A 16,243-nucleotide genomic window follows, 5' to 3' on the forward strand; every position below is an offset into this window, starting at 1 on the left:
GGATAGCGTGAGCGATGCGCCTGCGCTACGCCCGAAGCGTCCGAGGACCAGTGCGGATAGCCCGAGCGATACGCTCGACGCGGCGCTATTCCGGCAGCGTCTGATGACGGGTCTCGACAGCAAACGGCAAAATCAGCAGGCCAATCACAAAGGCCACCGCGGTCCACGCAATCGGCAAGCCGAGCGAACCCTGCCAATGAATCGCGGCAGCCAGCAGGAAGTTCACACCGGCGCCAAGCAGGCGACCCACCGACGCATTGAAGGCAAACGCGGTGGCGCGGATCCGCGTCGGGTATTGCTCAGGCAGCCACAGCGAAAAGATCGCGAAATTGCCGCCGAAGAAGCCGAGGAACAGCAGCGACACCATGAACAGGTTGAGTCCGTTCGGCAGATAGAAGACCCAGCCGAAAGCGAACACGATCGACACCGCCATACCAGCGAAATACACCCCGAGCGCCGCTCGGCGCCCCAGCCGTTCCGCCAGCCACGGCGCGACGAGACAGCCGAGGATCGTCCCGACCGACAGCACCGCCGCTCCGATCGACGCAAGGTGCACAGCGCCGACGCGGTCGATGCCGGCGCGCGTCGCCAGTGTCACGACCGCGCTCGCTTCGTAGACCGAACCCGCCCACAATCCGATGATCGCGACACCCACCAGGCTCGCACTCGTCAACGTGCGACGCCGATAAGCCGGCGCGAATATCTCAAGCAACGGCCGGCGTTTAGACACCACTGCGGCGTTGTTCTGACCGACGCCATGCGCAGCCTTACGCCACTGACCCGGCTCCTTCACCTTGAGCACCGTGAAAATCGCGACCAACGCCGGGGCGAGACCGCACAGGAACATCGCGCGCCAACCGTACGTTGCGCCGACCGTATAGTTCAGCAAGGCGGCAAGAAAGAATCCGACGTAGTAACCGGTTTGCAGATAGCCCGCACCCATCTTGCGGCGATCTTCCGGCCAGCTCTCGGCGACATAGGTCCCCGCCAGCGCCCATTCGCCACCCACACCGATGCCGGCAATCAGCCGGAACGCGGCCAGCTCCCATACGTTGTGCGCGAACGCCGCTGCACCGGTGAATACCGAGTAAATGAGGATGCTGGCGGCCAGCGTCTTGACCCGCCCAAAGCGGTCGGCAAGTGGCCCCCAGATGAACGACAGCCCCCAGCCGATCAGAAACAGCGCGAACAGGATCGAGCCATACATGCCGAGATTGCCGGGCGTCGCGGCAATACCGGAGTTGGGCAGCAACTCGGTGAGCGCCGGAATCAGCACCAGCGCGTAGATCACGGAATCCACGCCGTCCAGCACCCATCCCGAGTAAACCGCCCAGAAGCCGCCGATCTGCTCGCGGGTGAGGGGCGTGCGCCGGGGCTTGAGCCCGGGCGTCGATACAGCGATCGCTTTGGACATCCTTGTCTCCTGTGTCGACCAGAGTTCGCGCTTTAGCGCGATTACTCTGGTCCCATGCAACGCGGTCGACCAGAGTTGACGCTTTAGCGCGATTACTCTGCTCCCATGCAACATGGTTGCTGCCGGCAGCCGCCGGCCGTTTTGAAGCGGTGCCGAACAGCTCAGGCGGGGCACGCTTCGGTTTTTTGTGGTTTGAGTATAAGAACGCGCTCGATAATCGAAAAATATGATATTTCTCTAGCTCGATCGGATTTCGTTATGGGAAGAAGGAGCGAGCGACCCACATGGACCTGCGGCAACTGCGGTATTTCGTCAAAGTGGTGGAGTGCGGCAACGTCACCCGCGCGAGCGAGGCGCTGCACATCGCGCAGCCCGCGATCAGCCAGCAGATGCGCAATCTGGAGCGCGATCTGGGGATGCAATTGCTGGAGCGCAGCGTGCAGGGCGTGGCGCCCACCGCAGCCGGGCAAACGCTTTACCGGCACGCGATCGAGTTGCTACGGCAGGCCGACAGCACGCGTGAACTGCTACGGCAGGACGCCGAGCTTCCGCAGGGCAGAGTGTCGGTCGCCATGCCGTCGAGCACGGCGCGGATGGTGGCGATCCCGCTTGCACGCACGATCCGCGACCGTTACCCCGGCATCGCGCTGGAATTGGTTGAAGCACCGAGCGCGGAGCTCGGCAGTCTGATCGGTAGCGGACGGGTGGAACTGGCCGTCGTGGTGGACGCGGTCGAAACGCGCGGGGTCGCCGCGCAAAGGCTACTCACCGAGGCGCTCTATCTGATTGCGTGGCCAGAGTTTCAGATGCCGCGCGAGCCGGTGTCGATCACCGAACTCGCGCGCATGCCGTTGATCCTGCCGAGCGCGCCGAATACGATTCGCAGCCGCGTCGAGTGGGCCCTGCGCGAAGCCGGGCTGCCGTGCGAAATTCTGTTCGAGGCCAGTTCCACCGCATTGTTGTTCGCGGCGGTGATGGCAAAGTTAGGCGTGACGATCCTGCCGTGGACGGCTGCGCACGTCGAACTCGATGAACACAAGCTCAAGCTTGCCAAGGTCGATCACCCACTGTTCTCGCGCGACCTGTCGCTGTGCTGGCACGACACGGCGTTACTGAGCAATGCCGTGCAGAAGGTCAAGGCGACGATACTCGAACTGTTCGACAGCCTTGGCAAGCGGCCGGAGTGGGCGGCGGCGGATTAAGACGCCCGCACCCGCCGCACGAAGAGTCGCCGCGTGAGATTGAACGCCACCAGATTGCCCGCCACCACCAGCAGGAGCCCGACCACCGCCAACGCGGACCATTGGTAGCCCTCGAATACCGTCGACACCGCGAGCGCCACAATCGGAAACAGCACGGTGCAGTACGCGGCCCGCTCCGGCCCGATGCGCCCGACCAGCATCAGGTACGCGGTAAAACCGATCACCGAACCGAACACGGCCAGATAAGCGAGCGCGCCAAGATAACGCGCATCTGGCTCGATAGAGAAAGAAAAGCCGGCCAGCGCGCTGCCCACCGTCAGGATGCTGGCGCCGATCAGCATCGCCCAGCTGTTGGTGGCAAACGGGTGCAAGCCCATCGATTGCATCCGGCTCGACAGCAGATTGCCGGCCGAAAAACACAAGGTGCCAAGGAAAGCGATAGCGAGTCCCAACCACACCGTGTGGTCGCCCAGGTGCCCTGCCATCTGCTGGACGAACAGGCACACGATGCCGACGAGTCCCAACGCCGCGCCGGCAATTGCCGACGGTTGCAAAGGACGGCCCATGAAAAGCCGGCCGTTGATCGAATTCAGCAGCGGCGCGGTGGAAAACACCACCGCGACAAGGCCACTCGGCACCACCTGTTCGGCATAGTAAAAACACAGAAAGTTGAGGCAGAAGAGCGCCAGGCCTTGCGCGGCCAGGAAGCGCCATGCGGCGCGCGGCGGCCAGATCGGCCGGCGCATGATGCGCAGCAGCGCGAACAGGACCAGCGCCGCGATCCAGAAACGCCACGCAATCGACACCGGCGGCGGCACCGCACCCAATTGCCATTTGATCGCGATCCACGTGGTGCCCCAGATGAGCACGGTGACGGCATAGAGCGAAAGATTCATGACGAAGCCTGCAGCAGCAAAAAGCGGAAACCCCACTATGCTGCAGCGCCGGCGGACGCACTTGTCCAGGATTGCGCACTTTTTCGGATGCCTGCGCGGCCGGCGATCGCTCGCCCTATACTGACGCTAACCCTGTCATCGAATGCATCCCGCTCGTTCCGTGAACGCCAGACCGCCCGTCCCCGTGATCGAATCCACCGAAACGCCGTTCGGCCTTCAGTCGGTCTGTCACACGCTGCAGAGCGCCAACGCGAATCTCGAACGCTTCGCGTGGCTGGGCGATCGGCTCGCCATCGCCCTCTGGACCCGCGACACTGAGGAAGCCGAGACTGTCTACGATCGGCCCGGTCATCACACGCTGTCGTGCTATCTGGATGGCGGCTATCGCACGGAGCGTCAGAAGATGCCCGGGCGCTACGGCGCGCCGTCGCGGCTCTGTGCGCTGCCCGGCGAGCACGAATCGCGCTGGTGGGTGCGCGGCCACATGCATTTCATGCATCTTTACTTCCTGCCGGAACACTTCACGCAGCGCGCCGTGCAGGAACTCGATCGCGAGCCGCGCGAACTGACGCTTGCCGATCGCACCTATTTCGAAGACGCCCGCATCGCGAGCCTGTGTCAATCGCTCGCCAATGAAGACTGGCAGGACCCCGATGGCCTGCTGCGGACCAATGAAGCGGCGCATCAGGTGTTGAGTCTGTTGCTGCGCGCACAAGGCGTGCGCCGCACGGATGCGTCGCTCAAGGGCGGTCTGTCGGTCGCGACCCGGCGGCGTTTGCGCGACTACATCGAGAACCATCTCGCGCAAACGCTCACACTCGGCGAGCTTGCCGGTGTGGCGGCGCTGTCGGAGTTTCATCTGGCGCGCATGTTCCGCACATCGTTCGGACTACCGCCTGCTGCCTGGATCGCGCAGCAACGGCTCGAACGCGCACGCACGCTGCTGCGCACCACGAGACTGCCGCTCGCACAAGTTGCCGAACAATGCGGTTATGCGAACGCCAGTCATTTCAGCCATCGTTTCCGTGAAAGGGTCGGCGTGGCGCCGACGGCGTATCGGCAGGTGGTGGGCGCAGCATACTGAACCAGGCTGCCTCGGGCTGAGCGGGCCGCCCTGCCGTCGCCCTGGCCCCTTAACCTGGCTGTCCGCTTTCGGCTTACCGGCGCTGACCTAAGCTGACCGCGCTCACTGCAAAGCCATCGCCAGCACGCGCGCCACATGGATTGCGTCGACGCCCGCCCCATCATGAATCTGATGCCGGCAACTCGTGCCGTCCGCGACCATCACCGTGTTGCCGTCGATCTTGCGCACCGCGGGCAGCAGCGAGAGTTCCGCCATCGCCTGCGATGTGGCGTAATGCTCGGCTTCGTAGCCAAAGCTGCCCGCCATCCCGCAGCACGACGATTCCACCGTCGACACCTTGAGATCAGGAATCCACTTCAGCACGGTTTGCACGGGCGTGAACGCGTCGAAGGCCTTTTGATGGCAGTGGCCATGAACGAGCGCCTGCTCCTTGGCCAACGGCTTCAACGCAAGCTGCAAGCGCCCGGCCTTTTCCTCACGCACCAGAAACTCTTCGAACAAAAACGCCTGTTTCGAAAGCCGTTGCGCTTCTTCGCCGAAACCGTAGTGCAGAAACTCGTCGCGCAAGGACAGCAAACACGACGGCTCCAACCCGACGATCGGTACGCCACGCTCCACAAACGGTTTGAACAGATCGAGCATGCGCCGCGCTTCCTGCTTAGCTTCATCGACCAAACCGGCCGCGAGGAAGGTGCGGCCGCAACACACCGGCCGCTCGCCTCGGCGCGTATTGAAGTGCACCGTGTAACCGGCAGCCTCCAACACCAGTTGCGCCGCGCGCGCGTTTTCAGGCTCCATGTTGTTGTTGAATGTGTCGACGAACAACAAGACTTCTTTCAGCGCACCGCCTTGAGGCGGTTTGGCCGCCGACGCACTCGCCAAAAACGATTTCTTGAAACGCGGCAGCGTCCGTTCCGGCGCGAAACCCACCGAACGCTTGAACCACGCCGACAACACCGGCACGTTGTCGGCCAACGCCATCAATCCCGGCACGCGGCTCGCCGTTGCGGCATAGCGCGGCATGAAGGCCACGAGTCTATCGCGCAAACGCAAGCCGTGACGTTTGACGCGCGCCGCCCGCGCCTCGATCTTGAACTTCGCCATGTCGACGCCCGTCGGGCAATCGCGCTTGCAGCCCTTGCACGAGACGCACAGATCGAGCGTGTCCTTGACGTCGTCGCTCGCGAGACCTGCTTCGCCCAGTTGCCCGGAGATGGCCAGACGCAACGTGTTCGCACGTCCGCGCGTCACATGCTGCTCATCCTTCGTCACGCGATAACTCGGGCACATGGTGCCTGCATCGAACTTGCGGCAATGGCCGTTGTTGTTGCACATCTCGACGGCCTTCGCGAGACCGCCCGAGAGATCGTTGCCGCTGCCCGGCAGCGTCTCCTGCCCCGTCAGCGGATCGCGTTCGACGTTCCATGCGGACCAGTCGAGCGCCGTCTCGATCCGATGCGCCTGGTAGCCCGGCGCAAAGCGGAAATTACGCGTGTCGTCCATCTTCGGCGGACGCACGATCTTGTCAGGATTGAAGCGGTTGTCCGGATCGAACAGCGCCTTGATCTCGGTGAACGCCTGATTCAGACGCGGCCCGTATTGCCACGCGACCCATTCGCCGCGGCACAAGCCGTCGCCGTGTTCGCCGGAATACGCGCCCTTGTATTCACGCACTAGCGCTGCCGCTTCTTCGGCGATAGCGCGCATCTTCACCGCGCCGTCGCGCCGCATATCGAGAATCGGTCGCACGTGCAGCGTACCGACACTCGCATGCGCATACCAGGTGCCTTCAGTGCCGTTGCGATGGAAGACTTCGGTCAAACGGCTCGTGTATTCCGCCAGATGTTCGAGCGGCACCGCGCAATCTTCGATGAAGGAGACCGGCTTGCCGTCGCCCTTCATGCTCATCATGATGTTCAGCCCAGCTTTGCGGACTTCCCACAGCGCTTTTTGTTCGTTCGCGTCAGGCATCTCGACGACCGAATCGGGCAAACCCAGATCCGCCATCAGCTCGGCGAGTTGTTTGAGCGACGCAAGTTGCTGGCCACGGTCCTCGCCTGCGAATTCCACCAGCAGGATCGCTTGCGGCTCGCCGACCAGCGCCTTCTCAATCACCGGACGGAAGGCGGGATTGCTCATCGCCAGATCGATCATGGTGCGATCGACCAGTTCCACGGCCACCGGCTTCAGCTTGACGATGTGCTGCGTGAGATCCATCGACTGCCAGAAGGTCGGGAAGTTGACCACGCCAAGCGTTTTATGGGCGGGCAGCGGCGCGAGCTTCAACGTCAATTGCCGGCTGAACGCAAGCGTGCCTTCCGAACCGACCAGCAGATGCGCGAGATTCGCGATGCCGTCGTCGGTGTAGGCGCGCGGGTTCTGGCAATCGAACATGTCGATGTTGTAGCCCGCTACACGACGCAAGACTTTCGGCACGCGCGCCACGATTTCATCGCGCTCGCGTTGGGCAATCTGCTTCACACCTTCGACGATCTGCTGCAAGCGCGCGCCTTGCGGCGCCTCGCGTAATGAGGCGAAACGCGCTTCGCTGCCGTCGGCGAGGATGGCGTCGATCGCATCGACGTTGTGCACCATATTGCCGTATTCGATCGAGCGCGAGCCGCACGAGTTGTTGCCCGCCATTCCGCCGATCGTGCACTGCGCCGCCGTCGAGACATCGACCGGAAACCACAGGCCATGCGGCTTCAGCCATGCGTTCAGATGGTCCAGTACGACGCCTGGTTCGACCGTCACCGTGCGCGCTTCGGCATCGAAGGCGACGATGTTGTTCAGCCATTTGCTGGTGTCTATGACTAGCGCTTCGCCGACCGTTTGGCCGCATTGGCTGGTACCCGCGCCGCGCGCCAGCAGCGGCACTTTCTCGCTACGCGCAATGTCCAGCGCGATGCGCAGATCGTCCTGATCGCGCGGCACCACCACGCCGATCGGCGTGATCTGATAGATCGACGCATCGGTCGCGTAACGGCCACGGCTCGCTGCATCGAACAACACGTCGCCGCGCAATGACTTGCGCAGATGCTGCGCGAGCGGAGTCGTCAAGCGCGCGGCGGACGGTACCAAATGGATCGGCTTGACGAGTAAAGCGGAAGTGGGGTTCGTCATATCGTCGGCCTATAGGAAAGCGGGCTAGTACAGCGTCAGGCTAATCGGCGCGAGCCCTTCAATGAGCCCGCTTGCCGTTCCCGCGCTCTGCGGAAAGAACATGCCGGTGTACGAACCGGCGGTGACGACCATCTCCGGCGTGACCGCGATACCGCGCGACGTGGCGTGATTGACGAGCCATGTCAGCAGGCGCCGCGGATCGCCGGCCGGATTGGCGGGCGTCGCCTCGACCACGTCACGCCCTTCAAAAGTGAAGCGGGCCAATGGCGCCACAAACGGAAAGTCCTCGCGATACGGCGTGAACTCGCCGACGATCAGCGCGCCGTGGTTCTGCAAATCCGCGAGTTGGGCGAGCTTGTCGACGTTGGGCCAGCCGTCGTAACGGCTCGCCACGATCTCGATGGTCGCGCCGATCGAGCCGATGCCTGCGTGCACGTCGGCTTCGCTATAAGGGGTTGTGGAAGGCTCGAAGCGGCGGCCGAAGCGGAATGCGATTTCCAGTTCGAGACCCAGCGGCGCAAAGGCTTCGCGCGGCAACCGTGCACCGTCGGCGTGCAGGTCGCTCGCAGGCAACGGTGCGCCCTGGATCGGGCCGCTGTCGGATTTCGCGCCGATCTTCCAACCGCCGATCGGCGCATCCAGTATGCGAAAAATGTCGTGCTGGATCGCGTAGGCCGCGGCGCCGTCCGCGGGCGTTTGCTCCAGCGGCAACGCATCAAGCGTCAGGTGATTGCGGCGCGCGTCGGCGAGACGTTGGCTCAGTGGTGTTGTCATTGCTTTAGAGGCGAAGAGGGGGAATGGTGCAGTCTGCTTATGCACTCACGCCCTTGGTGGCGTGGGCTTTGTCGACCGCGTTGAACTCGAATTTGGTTTCCGGCTGCATGCGGAACGCGAGCACCACGCCGATCGCCATCAACAGAATGCTGCCGACGAACGGCAACTCCCAGCTGCCGAAGTAGTCGATCAGAAACCCGCCGGCCACCGGCGAAATGATCGCGGCCAAGGCCGAGCCGGTGTTCATCATGCCGCTCGCGGTGCCTGAGTATTCCGGCGCGATGTCCATCGGAATCGCCCACATCGGGCCGATCGTCATTTCAGCAAAGAAGAAGCCTGAGGCGAGACACGCCATCGACAGATACAGGCTGTGTGTGAACATCAGCGGAATGAGCGAGAGCAGACAGAACAGCATGCACACCGACACCATCCAGCTCCGGGCACGCCTCAGGCTGCGGGTACGCGCGAAGATCCAGTCGGTCACGATGCCGCCGAGCGTGTCGCCGAGTACGCCAGCAAAGAACACGACCGAGGCGAAGATTGCCGACTTTTGCAGTTGCAGGTGATAGCTGTGCAGGAAGTACTGCGGAATCCAGCTAAGGAACAGCCACAAGGTCCAGCCGTAGCAGAAGTACACGATCGTGACCGGCCACATGCGGCGAAACAGTTTTCCCCACGGCACGCTGGCCGCTTTCGGCTTCGGCGCGGGCAGGACTTCAAGTTCCTCGGTCGTAATACGCGGATGATCTTTCGGATGTTCGGTGAACGTGAACGCCCAGACAGCGACCCACACCAAGCTGAACACGCCGCAGATATAGAACGATTCGCGCCAGCCCCAGGTCGCCATCACCAGCACGATCAAACCGGGGGCAATGGCATTGCCGATACGCGATGCTGCATGTGTAATGCCCTGCGCAAAGCCGCGTTTTTCTTTCGCGACCCAGCGCGCCATCGCGGAGGTAGCCGCAGGAAACGTGGCACCTTCGCCGAAGCCGAGCAGCACGCGAGCGGCCAGCAACGAAGCCAGGCCACCGGCGAGGCCGGTCAGCAAAGTCGCCACGCCCCAGATAGCGCCGCAGAAAATCAACGTGCGCTTTGCGCCGAAACGATCGCTGACCCAGCCCCCGATGATCTGAAAAATCAGATACGGATAAGCGAAAGCGGAGAACACCAGGCCCACTTCCATATGGGAGAGGTCGAACTCCTTGCCGAATCCGGCGGCCGCGGTGCTGACGTTGACGCGGTCCAGGTAAGTGATGAAGTACATGATGCTTAGCATCACTAGAACGATACTGGTCGCACTGGTCACACGAAACCGCTTCATCGTCTCTCTCCATTGCAGTCTATCGACGGCGCGCCTGGAATGGCGCGCTGCCTCGTCGCCCGTCAGCGGGCTGCGCTGCGGGAACATCGCATGTTGTTCGTGGGCCGCGTTCTATGCGCGGCTCCGTGAGGGAAGTGCTTTCCGCCTTCCCGTGCTGCGAGATGCGCGATTGCGCTTAGGTGCTTAAGCCGCTGCTTTCAGCCCTGCGGCTTGCTTCGGCTGGCTCAACCACTCCATAGCGGCTGGCAGACCGCTTTCCTTGAGCGGCACGCCCGCGAGCCGCAGGCCCATTTCGCAACCGGCCAGCGTCGCCAGCAGCGTCAGGTCGTTGCAGTCGCCAAGATGGCCGATGCGGAACATGCGGCCTTTCATCTTGCCGAGGCCCGTGCCGAGCGACATGTCGAAGCGTTCGTAGATGACCTTGCGCACCGCGTCGGCATCGATGCCCTCGGGCATCATCACGCCGGTCAGCACCGGGCTATACACAGCGGGATCCGCACACTGGATCTCCAGACCCCACGCGCGAACCGCACGGCGGGTGGCTTCGGCGAGACGCTCGTGGCGGGCAAACACGTTGTCCAGCCCTTCGCCGAGAATCATCTCCAGCGCCTCATTGAGCCCGTACAGCAGGTTCGTGTTCGGCGTGTACGGCCAGTAGCCGCTCTTGTTCATCTCGACGATGTCGGTCCAGTCCCAGAAGCTGCGCGGCAATTTGGCCTGCTTGCTGGCAGCGAATGCCTTCGGCGAGATCGCGTTGAAGCTGATACCCGGCGGCAGCATCAGACCCTTTTGCGAGCCCGACACGGTGACGTCGACGCCCCATTCGTCATGGCGATAGTCAGCGCAGGCCAGGCCCGAGATCGTGTCGACCAGCAGCAGTGCCGGGTGGCCGGCGGCGTCGATCGCGCGGCGCACGGCGGCGATATCCGAGGTGACGCCCGTCGAGGTTTCGTTATGGACGACGCACACCGCCTTGATCGCGTGCTGCGTGTCGGCACGCAGGCGCTCTTCGATCATTTTCGGCTGAACCCCGCGCCGCCAGCCTTCGATGCCAGGCAGGCCGAGGAACTCCGGCTTCAGCCCGAGGCTTTCCGCCATCTTTTTCCACAGCGTCGCGAAGTGACCGGTTTCGAACATCAGCACGTTGTCGCCGGGGCTCAGCGTGTTTGACAGCGCCGCTTCCCACGCGCCGGTGCCTGAGGCCGGATAGATGACCACCGGTTGCTGCGTCTTGAAGATTTTCTTGATGCCTTCGAGCACCTTCAGACCGAGTTCGCCGAACTCGGGGCCGCGGTGATCGATGGTCGGGTAGCTCATCGCCCGGAGAATGCGATCGGGCACCGGGCTCGGACCCGGGATCTGCAGGAAGTGACGGCCAGCGGGGTGAAAGTCTAACTTGAGCATTTGGCTCCTCCGATTGAATTTTGCATGCAAAAAACTATATCAGATGATCCGCAAGTACCCCAAGGCAAAATTTGCGTGCTGACACCGGTGTTTACCCGTGCTATTAACTAATCTGTATGCTTCCGCTAAAATCAGACCTAACACGATGTTGAGGGCTTTTGTATGCAAAATTCGGATTTCGACGCGGGTGTGGCCGCTTCCCCGCTGATGCCGAGGGTCGAGCGTCAGCGCTTGCACGACACGGTGGTGGAGCACATTCGCCGGTTTATCGTCGAGGGGGTGCTCGAGCCGGGCAAGAAACTGAACGAGCGCGAGTTATGCGAGACGCTTGGGATTTCGCGCACGCCGTTGCGGGAGGCGCTGAAGGTGTTGGCTGCCGAAGGGCTGATCGAGATTTCGCCGAACCGGGGCGCGTCGGTGTCGAAGATGTCGGAAGCGGAGTTACGCGAGACTTTTGAATTGATGAGTGGTCTTGAAGCTTTTTCCGGCGAACTGGCAGCTGAGCGGATGACAGCGGCGGAGCTTGCCGAGATCAAGGCGTTGCATTACGCGATGCTGGCTTGCCGGACGCAGAACGATCTGGCTGGGTACTACAGCCGCAACCAGGCGATTCACGACAAGATCAATGAGGCGGCGAGGAATTCAGCACTGCGGCAGACTTATGTCGCTGTTAATCGACGCCTGCAGGCGTTGCGGTTCCGGTCGAATTTTCAGACCCCCAAGTGGGACAGCGCGATTCATGATCACGATGAGATGTTGAAGGCGCTCGAGGCGCGGGACGGGAAGAAGTTGAGCGCGATTCTGCGGCAGCATTTGCTGGATAAGCGGGATGCGGTTTTGCAGGTGCAATCGCGGGAAGAGGTGGCGGCTTCGGTGTTGAAGGTTTAAGCGGTCTGTTGGCTTGGGCGGTGGTGTGGGGTGCGCGGCTTGCGGCATTGGCTTCCTTTTGGTTTGCAGCGTCGTAGGCACAATGAACGCCGCCACCGCGGGCAGAAAAACTTGTCCCCATAAAATGTTGGCAAGCCTGTGGACAACCTTCGCACATCCCAGCCAAGTCGTTGAAGCAACAGAAATATCCAGTGGCGGTTGATGCGTAAGCATCACTCACCATCCCGTTGCCGGCCACGCACAAAACTAGAATAGCGAAGCCGCGGCCCCAGGCGCGACACCCCACCCCCTAGTTGTCCACATAATTTGTGATCAAGGCTGTGGACAACACGCCCACAACGATGCCAAGCCATTGATGCAAATACGTTCTGCCAAGTCGATGCATCTTGTGCCGTTTTGACGAGGCGAAGCGGACAGACGCGATGCGCACGCTGCCACCATGAATTGGGGTGTACACCACCGCTGTTACCAATTAGGGACTCCGCCCGTCGCCTTGAATTGCGCGTAACTGATCATCTGAAAATGCTGGCCGCCGGTCAATTTCAAGATCATCTTTGAGTCGTCGGGCGGAATCTCTCCGAACATCTCGTAGTGAAATGCGAGCGTGCTCACGTAGTTGACGGTTGGTGCTGTTGAGTGGAACCGCGTGTACCCACCGGTTTGCGCGGCGTTCCAAAATACCCTGTCGCCGCTGATGCTTTCGCGCGCGTCCTTGAATAGCCACGCCGCGCACGCGGGAAAGACGGGGCGTTTAAGGAAATAACAGTTGGTGTCGTTGAAATCGACGCCGTTGGACTCTTTACAGATTCCGAGCATACGGCCGTCGGCAGAGAAAATATTTCGCGCCGCCGTGACCACCTGCGCACCCGTTTCCTCGACGATCATGCGCATCGTTTCGACATGGTTTGGCTCGTACCAGTTATCGGCGTCAAGAAAACAGATCGCATCAAATCCATTGGCGGCCGCGCAAGCGGCACCTACACCGCGAGGTGTATCTCCGTAGTCGGCGTGATTGGGAATTTTGATGTGGACCACCCCCGTCCAGCTATCAACTTCGGAGTCAGGAAATCCATCGGCGACCATAAAGTGGGTCACGTCACCTAGCTGCGCAAGGACGCTTTCGTGACATCTTCGTAAGACGTGACGCGGCTCTTTGTAGTAGGCGCTAATGACGGCGACTCGCATGAAGATTCTTTGCGGGACTGGTGGAACGGCGGATTATATCTATTGGCAACTCGCTCAAGGCTATCTCAATTACCGGTCGTCCGAGGCGCCATCAGGCATTCACGCAACTACGGTCATCAGGTACGCGAGCGCCAAAAAATTGATGCGCACTAGTCTGCCCCTGTTCTTGAACCGACAAGCAATTTAATCATGCGCCAGCAGGGGCGATGCCAAAGCGGCACCCCCGCTGCAACAAAGTCCCACAAACTCGTTGTCCGTCACCGCAACTGCTAGAACACACCGTTGCAATGATCGAACGTCGTTCGGTCATTGCGCAGAACTCGCTCACCAATTACTCTTCTGACGGTCGATCGATTGGATGCTGCGTAAAGGTCATGTATTGCTTGATCTCCGGCTGGCCCAGCGCAATCAGATTAAGTACGCCACCACCAAACCGACGCACGAATTCGTCGTCAAGCCTGAAATTGAATTCGTCCAGCAGGACCGGCACTTCGAGTTCTCCAGCCACAACTGGGGCCACCCTAGCCCGTGAAGCAGATTGCACAATCAACCATTGACGATCTTCGTCGTAAGTTATTACCACAGAACATGGCGGAAATTTAGTCATCAACGCCCTCTGCAAGTTTGATAATCAGCAAACGCCTGCTCCATAAGCAGCATGAATGCGGCAAGCACGTGTGCTGCCATGCCTGCTGGGCTCCCATTGTGTCCCTTGTTTTTCATAGTCATCCTTATTGGTTGTACTTGTATGAAGCCCAAGTACCCTATAAGGAGCACTTCATCCTCTCTATCCGACAATTCCTAAAATTACGACTTCCTTGGCATCTCACCAGAGACTTTCGACGCCACTCAGGACAATGCGTGAGACTTCATGGAAGATCACGTAGGCCATCTACACGCAGCGACGACAGCAACAGGAAAAGGCGGACGCGGACAAACCGTCGCGGCTCGTCCGGTCCCGAGACATTCCTGCGCGGAAGTAGATAGAAGCTGAGAAGCCGCGTCGGGCCGACAAGGAAGCAAGGGACACCGCATCGCATGAAAACCGAGCTGTGCGTTAGCGGCCTGGCGTTCGAGCGACGGTCGCAAAGTTATCCCCAGTTTTTGTTCGCAAGGCTGTGGACAACTTGCGCACAGGCCCGCCAAGTGCTTGATGCCGCACGCGTATCTCCCATCGGCTCAGCCGCAGGCAGAAGCCTCGCCATGTGATAAAAAGAAACTCCCCACGCTTTGCCACTCGTCGAGGCCCCCGCATGTCCACCGTCATGGCCTTCAAACTCGTCCTGCTGTCGCTCGTCGCGATGATCGGTCTTCAGCTACTCGCCAAGCGGCTGCGGCTCCCACCGGCCGCAGCGCTTCTGGTCGGCGGGGCTGCGATGGCCTTCGTGCCGGGCCTGCCGCCCGTCAATCTCGATCCCGAACTAGTCCTGGTCGTGTTCCTGCCGCCGCTCCTTATGGACGGTGCGTATTTCTCCGTGTGGGACGAATTCAAGCGCAATCTCGGCGGCATCCTGCTGCTCGCGATCGGCGCCGTTGCCTTTACGACCCTCGCGGTCGGCCTGGTTGTGCATTGGGCCGTGCCGACGCTGCCGTGGGGCGCATGCTTCGCGCTGGGGGCAATCGTTTCGCCCCCCGACGCCGTCGCCGCAAAAGCCGTGCTGGAACGCGTCGCGCTGCCGCGCCGGTTGATGGTGTTGCTCGAAGGCGAAAGCCTGCTCAACGACGCCGCTGGCATCGTCCTCTTCCGCTTCGCCGTCGCGGCCGCGCTGACCGGCACGTTCAGCGCGCAACATGCCATCGGGCGCTTTGCTGTGCTCGGGTTGGGCGGCATCGCAGTGGGCATCGCGATCGGCTTCGTGGTCGTCAAACTGCTGCGCTATCTCGACGACGCCTACCTCATCATCACCGCATCCGTACTCTCCGCGTGGATCAGCTACATCGCCGGCGACATGCTGGACGTCTCCGGCGTCATTGCGACCGTCAGTTGCGGGATGGTGCTCGGCTGGCATCAGCATGAAGTCTTCTCAGCCGCGGTGCGCATGCGCGGCACGGCTTTCTGGCAGGTCCTGATCTTCCTGATGGAAGCCCTGGTGTTCATTCTGATCGGGCTGTCGCTGCGCGGCGTGATCGTGCGGCTGGGCGGTGTCGGCGACACGCTGACCGCGCTTGCACCTGCCGTCGGCGCAGTGATCGCAGCCGTCGTGCTATCGCGCTTCGTGTGGGTGTTCGCCGTCGAATCGTTGAAAGGACTACTGTGCAGGCTGATGCAGCGCGCGGATGGGACGCCCGACTGGCGCTCGGCCACCGTCACGAGCTGGGCGGGTATGCGCGGCGTGGTCACACTTGCCATCGCGCTGTCCCTGCCTGAAACGATGCCCGGGCGCGATCTGATTCTGGTCGCTTCTTTCGCGGTCATTCTGGTGACGGTGCTGGGTCAAGGCACGACGATCGGACCGCTGATCAAATGGGTCAATCCTGACCAAGCGTCCGAGCGAAATGCCCTGCATCTGACCGAGCCGCAGGCGTGGGCGCGGCTCGAGGCGGCTCAGCTTGCGGCAATCCAACCGCTGGTGCATGACGCACAAGGACAAGTGATCCATCCAAGACTGCTGGAGCAGTACAGCTATCGCGCGCGCATGACCGAGGCCTATCAAAGCGAAGCCGCCTATCCTTCCGATGTCCGTGCGGCGCATTATGACGTGGTGCTGGCCGCCATCTCCGCAGGACGCACGGAACTATTGCGCATGCACCGAACGGGTTTGATTCATGACGAACTACTGACCATTCTCGAACACGATCTGGATTTGCAGGAAATCGCGGCAGTGCATGGCAGAGGATGACCGGGCCGCATCTGACGTTAGCCGGGACGCGAGCCGGTCGAACCTTGGTGGGTTCAATGGCCTTTGAAAATATCGAGCAGTTGATTCTGCGTTTGCATCATTTCGTGCG

General features: G+C 61.5%; 12 protein-coding genes. 4 read left to right on the forward strand and 8 right to left on the reverse strand.

The window, feature by feature from the left end; translation table 11 throughout:
- Positions 1–85 precede the first annotated feature (85 nt).
- The gene (locus HHL24_RS25085; protein ID WP_169488049.1) at positions 86–1,414 is read right to left on the reverse strand and encodes an MFS transporter; all 1,329 of its coding nucleotides are present in this window, start codon (positions 1,412–1,414) and stop codon (positions 86–88) included.
- A gap of 284 nt (positions 1,415–1,698) precedes the next feature.
- On the opposite strand from HHL24_RS25085, the gene HHL24_RS25090 reads away from it, so the two are divergent.
- Positions 1,699–2,616, forward strand: coding sequence for a LysR substrate-binding domain-containing protein (locus HHL24_RS25090; protein WP_169488050.1), 918 nt, complete (start codon positions 1,699–1,701; stop codon positions 2,614–2,616).
- Here the strand turns inward: HHL24_RS25090 and HHL24_RS25095 are convergent.
- On the reverse strand, positions 2,613–3,512 hold the full coding sequence (locus HHL24_RS25095) for a DMT family transporter (protein WP_169488051.1): 900 nt from the start codon (positions 3,510–3,512) through the stop codon (positions 2,613–2,615). The two genes, HHL24_RS25090 and HHL24_RS25095, sit on opposite strands and share 4 nt — an antisense overlap.
- Before the next feature lie 160 nt (positions 3,513–3,672).
- Here HHL24_RS25095 and HHL24_RS25100 point away from each other — a divergent pair, with 160 nt between their 5' ends.
- Positions 3,673–4,596, forward strand: coding sequence for an AraC family transcriptional regulator (locus HHL24_RS25100; RefSeq protein ID WP_169488052.1), 924 nt, complete (start codon positions 3,673–3,675; stop codon positions 4,594–4,596).
- Positions 4,597–4,698: 102 nt separating this feature from the next.
- Here HHL24_RS25100 and HHL24_RS25105 read toward each other — a convergent pair whose 3' ends face one another.
- The 4 genes from HHL24_RS25105 to HHL24_RS25120 all read right to left on the reverse strand — a co-directional run bounded on the left by HHL24_RS25105 (position 4,699) and on the right by HHL24_RS25120 (position 11,221).
- Positions 4,699–7,719, reverse strand: a complete 3,021-nt coding sequence (locus HHL24_RS25105; RefSeq protein WP_169488053.1) for an FAD-binding and (Fe-S)-binding domain-containing protein — start codon at positions 7,717–7,719, stop codon at positions 4,699–4,701.
- Positions 7,720–7,743: 24 nt separating this feature from the next.
- On the reverse strand, positions 7,744–8,493 hold the full coding sequence (locus HHL24_RS25110; protein WP_169488054.1) for a 2-keto-4-pentenoate hydratase: 750 nt from the start codon (positions 8,491–8,493) through the stop codon (positions 7,744–7,746).
- 37 nt (positions 8,494–8,530) lie between these two features.
- Positions 8,531–9,817 (reverse strand): MFS transporter, encoded by a 1,287-nt coding sequence (locus HHL24_RS25115; protein WP_169488055.1) that lies wholly within the window; start codon positions 9,815–9,817, stop codon positions 8,531–8,533.
- Between the two features lie 183 nt (positions 9,818–10,000).
- The gene (locus HHL24_RS25120) at positions 10,001–11,221 is read right to left on the reverse strand and encodes a pyridoxal-phosphate-dependent aminotransferase family protein (RefSeq protein WP_169488056.1); all 1,221 of its coding nucleotides are present in this window, start codon (positions 11,219–11,221) and stop codon (positions 10,001–10,003) included.
- A gap of 162 nt (positions 11,222–11,383) precedes the next feature.
- On the opposite strand from HHL24_RS25120, the gene HHL24_RS25125 reads away from it, so the two are divergent.
- Entirely contained in the window at positions 11,384–12,109 is a 726-nt protein-coding gene (locus HHL24_RS25125; RefSeq protein ID WP_169488057.1) for a GntR family transcriptional regulator, read from the forward strand.
- 465 nt (positions 12,110–12,574) lie between these two features.
- Here the strand turns inward: HHL24_RS25125 and HHL24_RS25130 are convergent, their stop codons facing one another.
- Positions 12,575–13,294: a glycosyltransferase family 2 protein gene (locus HHL24_RS25130; protein ID WP_169488058.1), complete on the reverse strand. Its 720-nt coding sequence runs from the start codon at positions 13,292–13,294 to the stop codon at positions 12,575–12,577.
- A 331-nt stretch (positions 13,295–13,625) separates the two neighbouring features.
- Complete coding sequence (locus tag HHL24_RS25135; RefSeq protein WP_169488059.1) at positions 13,626–13,901, reverse strand: hypothetical protein; 276 nt, start codon at positions 13,899–13,901, stop codon at positions 13,626–13,628.
- A gap of 646 nt (positions 13,902–14,547) precedes the next feature.
- Here HHL24_RS25135 and HHL24_RS25140 point away from each other — a divergent pair.
- Positions 14,548–16,134, forward strand: coding sequence for a Na+/H+ antiporter (locus HHL24_RS25140; protein ID WP_169488060.1), 1,587 nt, complete (start codon positions 14,548–14,550; stop codon positions 16,132–16,134).
- Positions 16,135–16,243 lie beyond the last annotated feature (109 nt).

Origin of the sequence: Paraburkholderia polaris (assembly GCF_012927345.1) — a bacterium.
GTDB classification, from domain to species: domain Bacteria; phylum Pseudomonadota; class Gammaproteobacteria; order Burkholderiales; family Burkholderiaceae; genus Paraburkholderia; species Paraburkholderia polaris.

Excerpts from the sequence above, each read along its gene's own strand:
- HHL24_RS25130 (WP_169488058.1), bottom strand. The coding sequence starts at position 13,294 with ATGCGAGTCGCCGTCATTAGCGCCTACTACAAAGAGCCGCGTCACGTC.
- HHL24_RS25115 (WP_169488055.1), bottom strand. The coding sequence starts at position 9,817 with ATGAAGCGGTTTCGTGTGACCAGTGCGACCAGTATCGTTCTAGTGATG.
- HHL24_RS25120 (WP_169488056.1), bottom strand. The coding sequence starts at position 11,221 with ATGCTCAAGTTAGACTTTCACCCCGCTGGCCGTCACTTCCTGCAGATC.
- HHL24_RS25095 (WP_169488051.1), bottom strand. The coding sequence starts at position 3,512 with ATGAATCTTTCGCTCTATGCCGTCACCGTGCTCATCTGGGGCACCACG.
- HHL24_RS25125 (WP_169488057.1), top strand. The coding sequence starts at position 11,384 with ATGCAAAATTCGGATTTCGACGCGGGTGTGGCCGCTTCCCCGCTGATG.
- HHL24_RS25105 (WP_169488053.1), bottom strand. The coding sequence starts at position 7,719 with ATGACGAACCCCACTTCCGCTTTACTCGTCAAGCCGATCCATTTGGTA.
- HHL24_RS25140 (WP_169488060.1), top strand. The coding sequence starts at position 14,548 with ATGTCCACCGTCATGGCCTTCAAACTCGTCCTGCTGTCGCTCGTCGCG.
- HHL24_RS25135 (WP_169488059.1), bottom strand. The coding sequence starts at position 13,901 with ATGACTAAATTTCCGCCATGTTCTGTGGTAATAACTTACGACGAAGAT.
- HHL24_RS25090 (WP_169488050.1), top strand. The coding sequence starts at position 1,699 with ATGGACCTGCGGCAACTGCGGTATTTCGTCAAAGTGGTGGAGTGCGGC.
- HHL24_RS25110 (WP_169488054.1), bottom strand. The coding sequence starts at position 8,493 with ATGACAACACCACTGAGCCAACGTCTCGCCGACGCGCGCCGCAATCAC.
- HHL24_RS25085 (WP_169488049.1), bottom strand. The coding sequence starts at position 1,414 with ATGTCCAAAGCGATCGCTGTATCGACGCCCGGGCTCAAGCCCCGGCGC.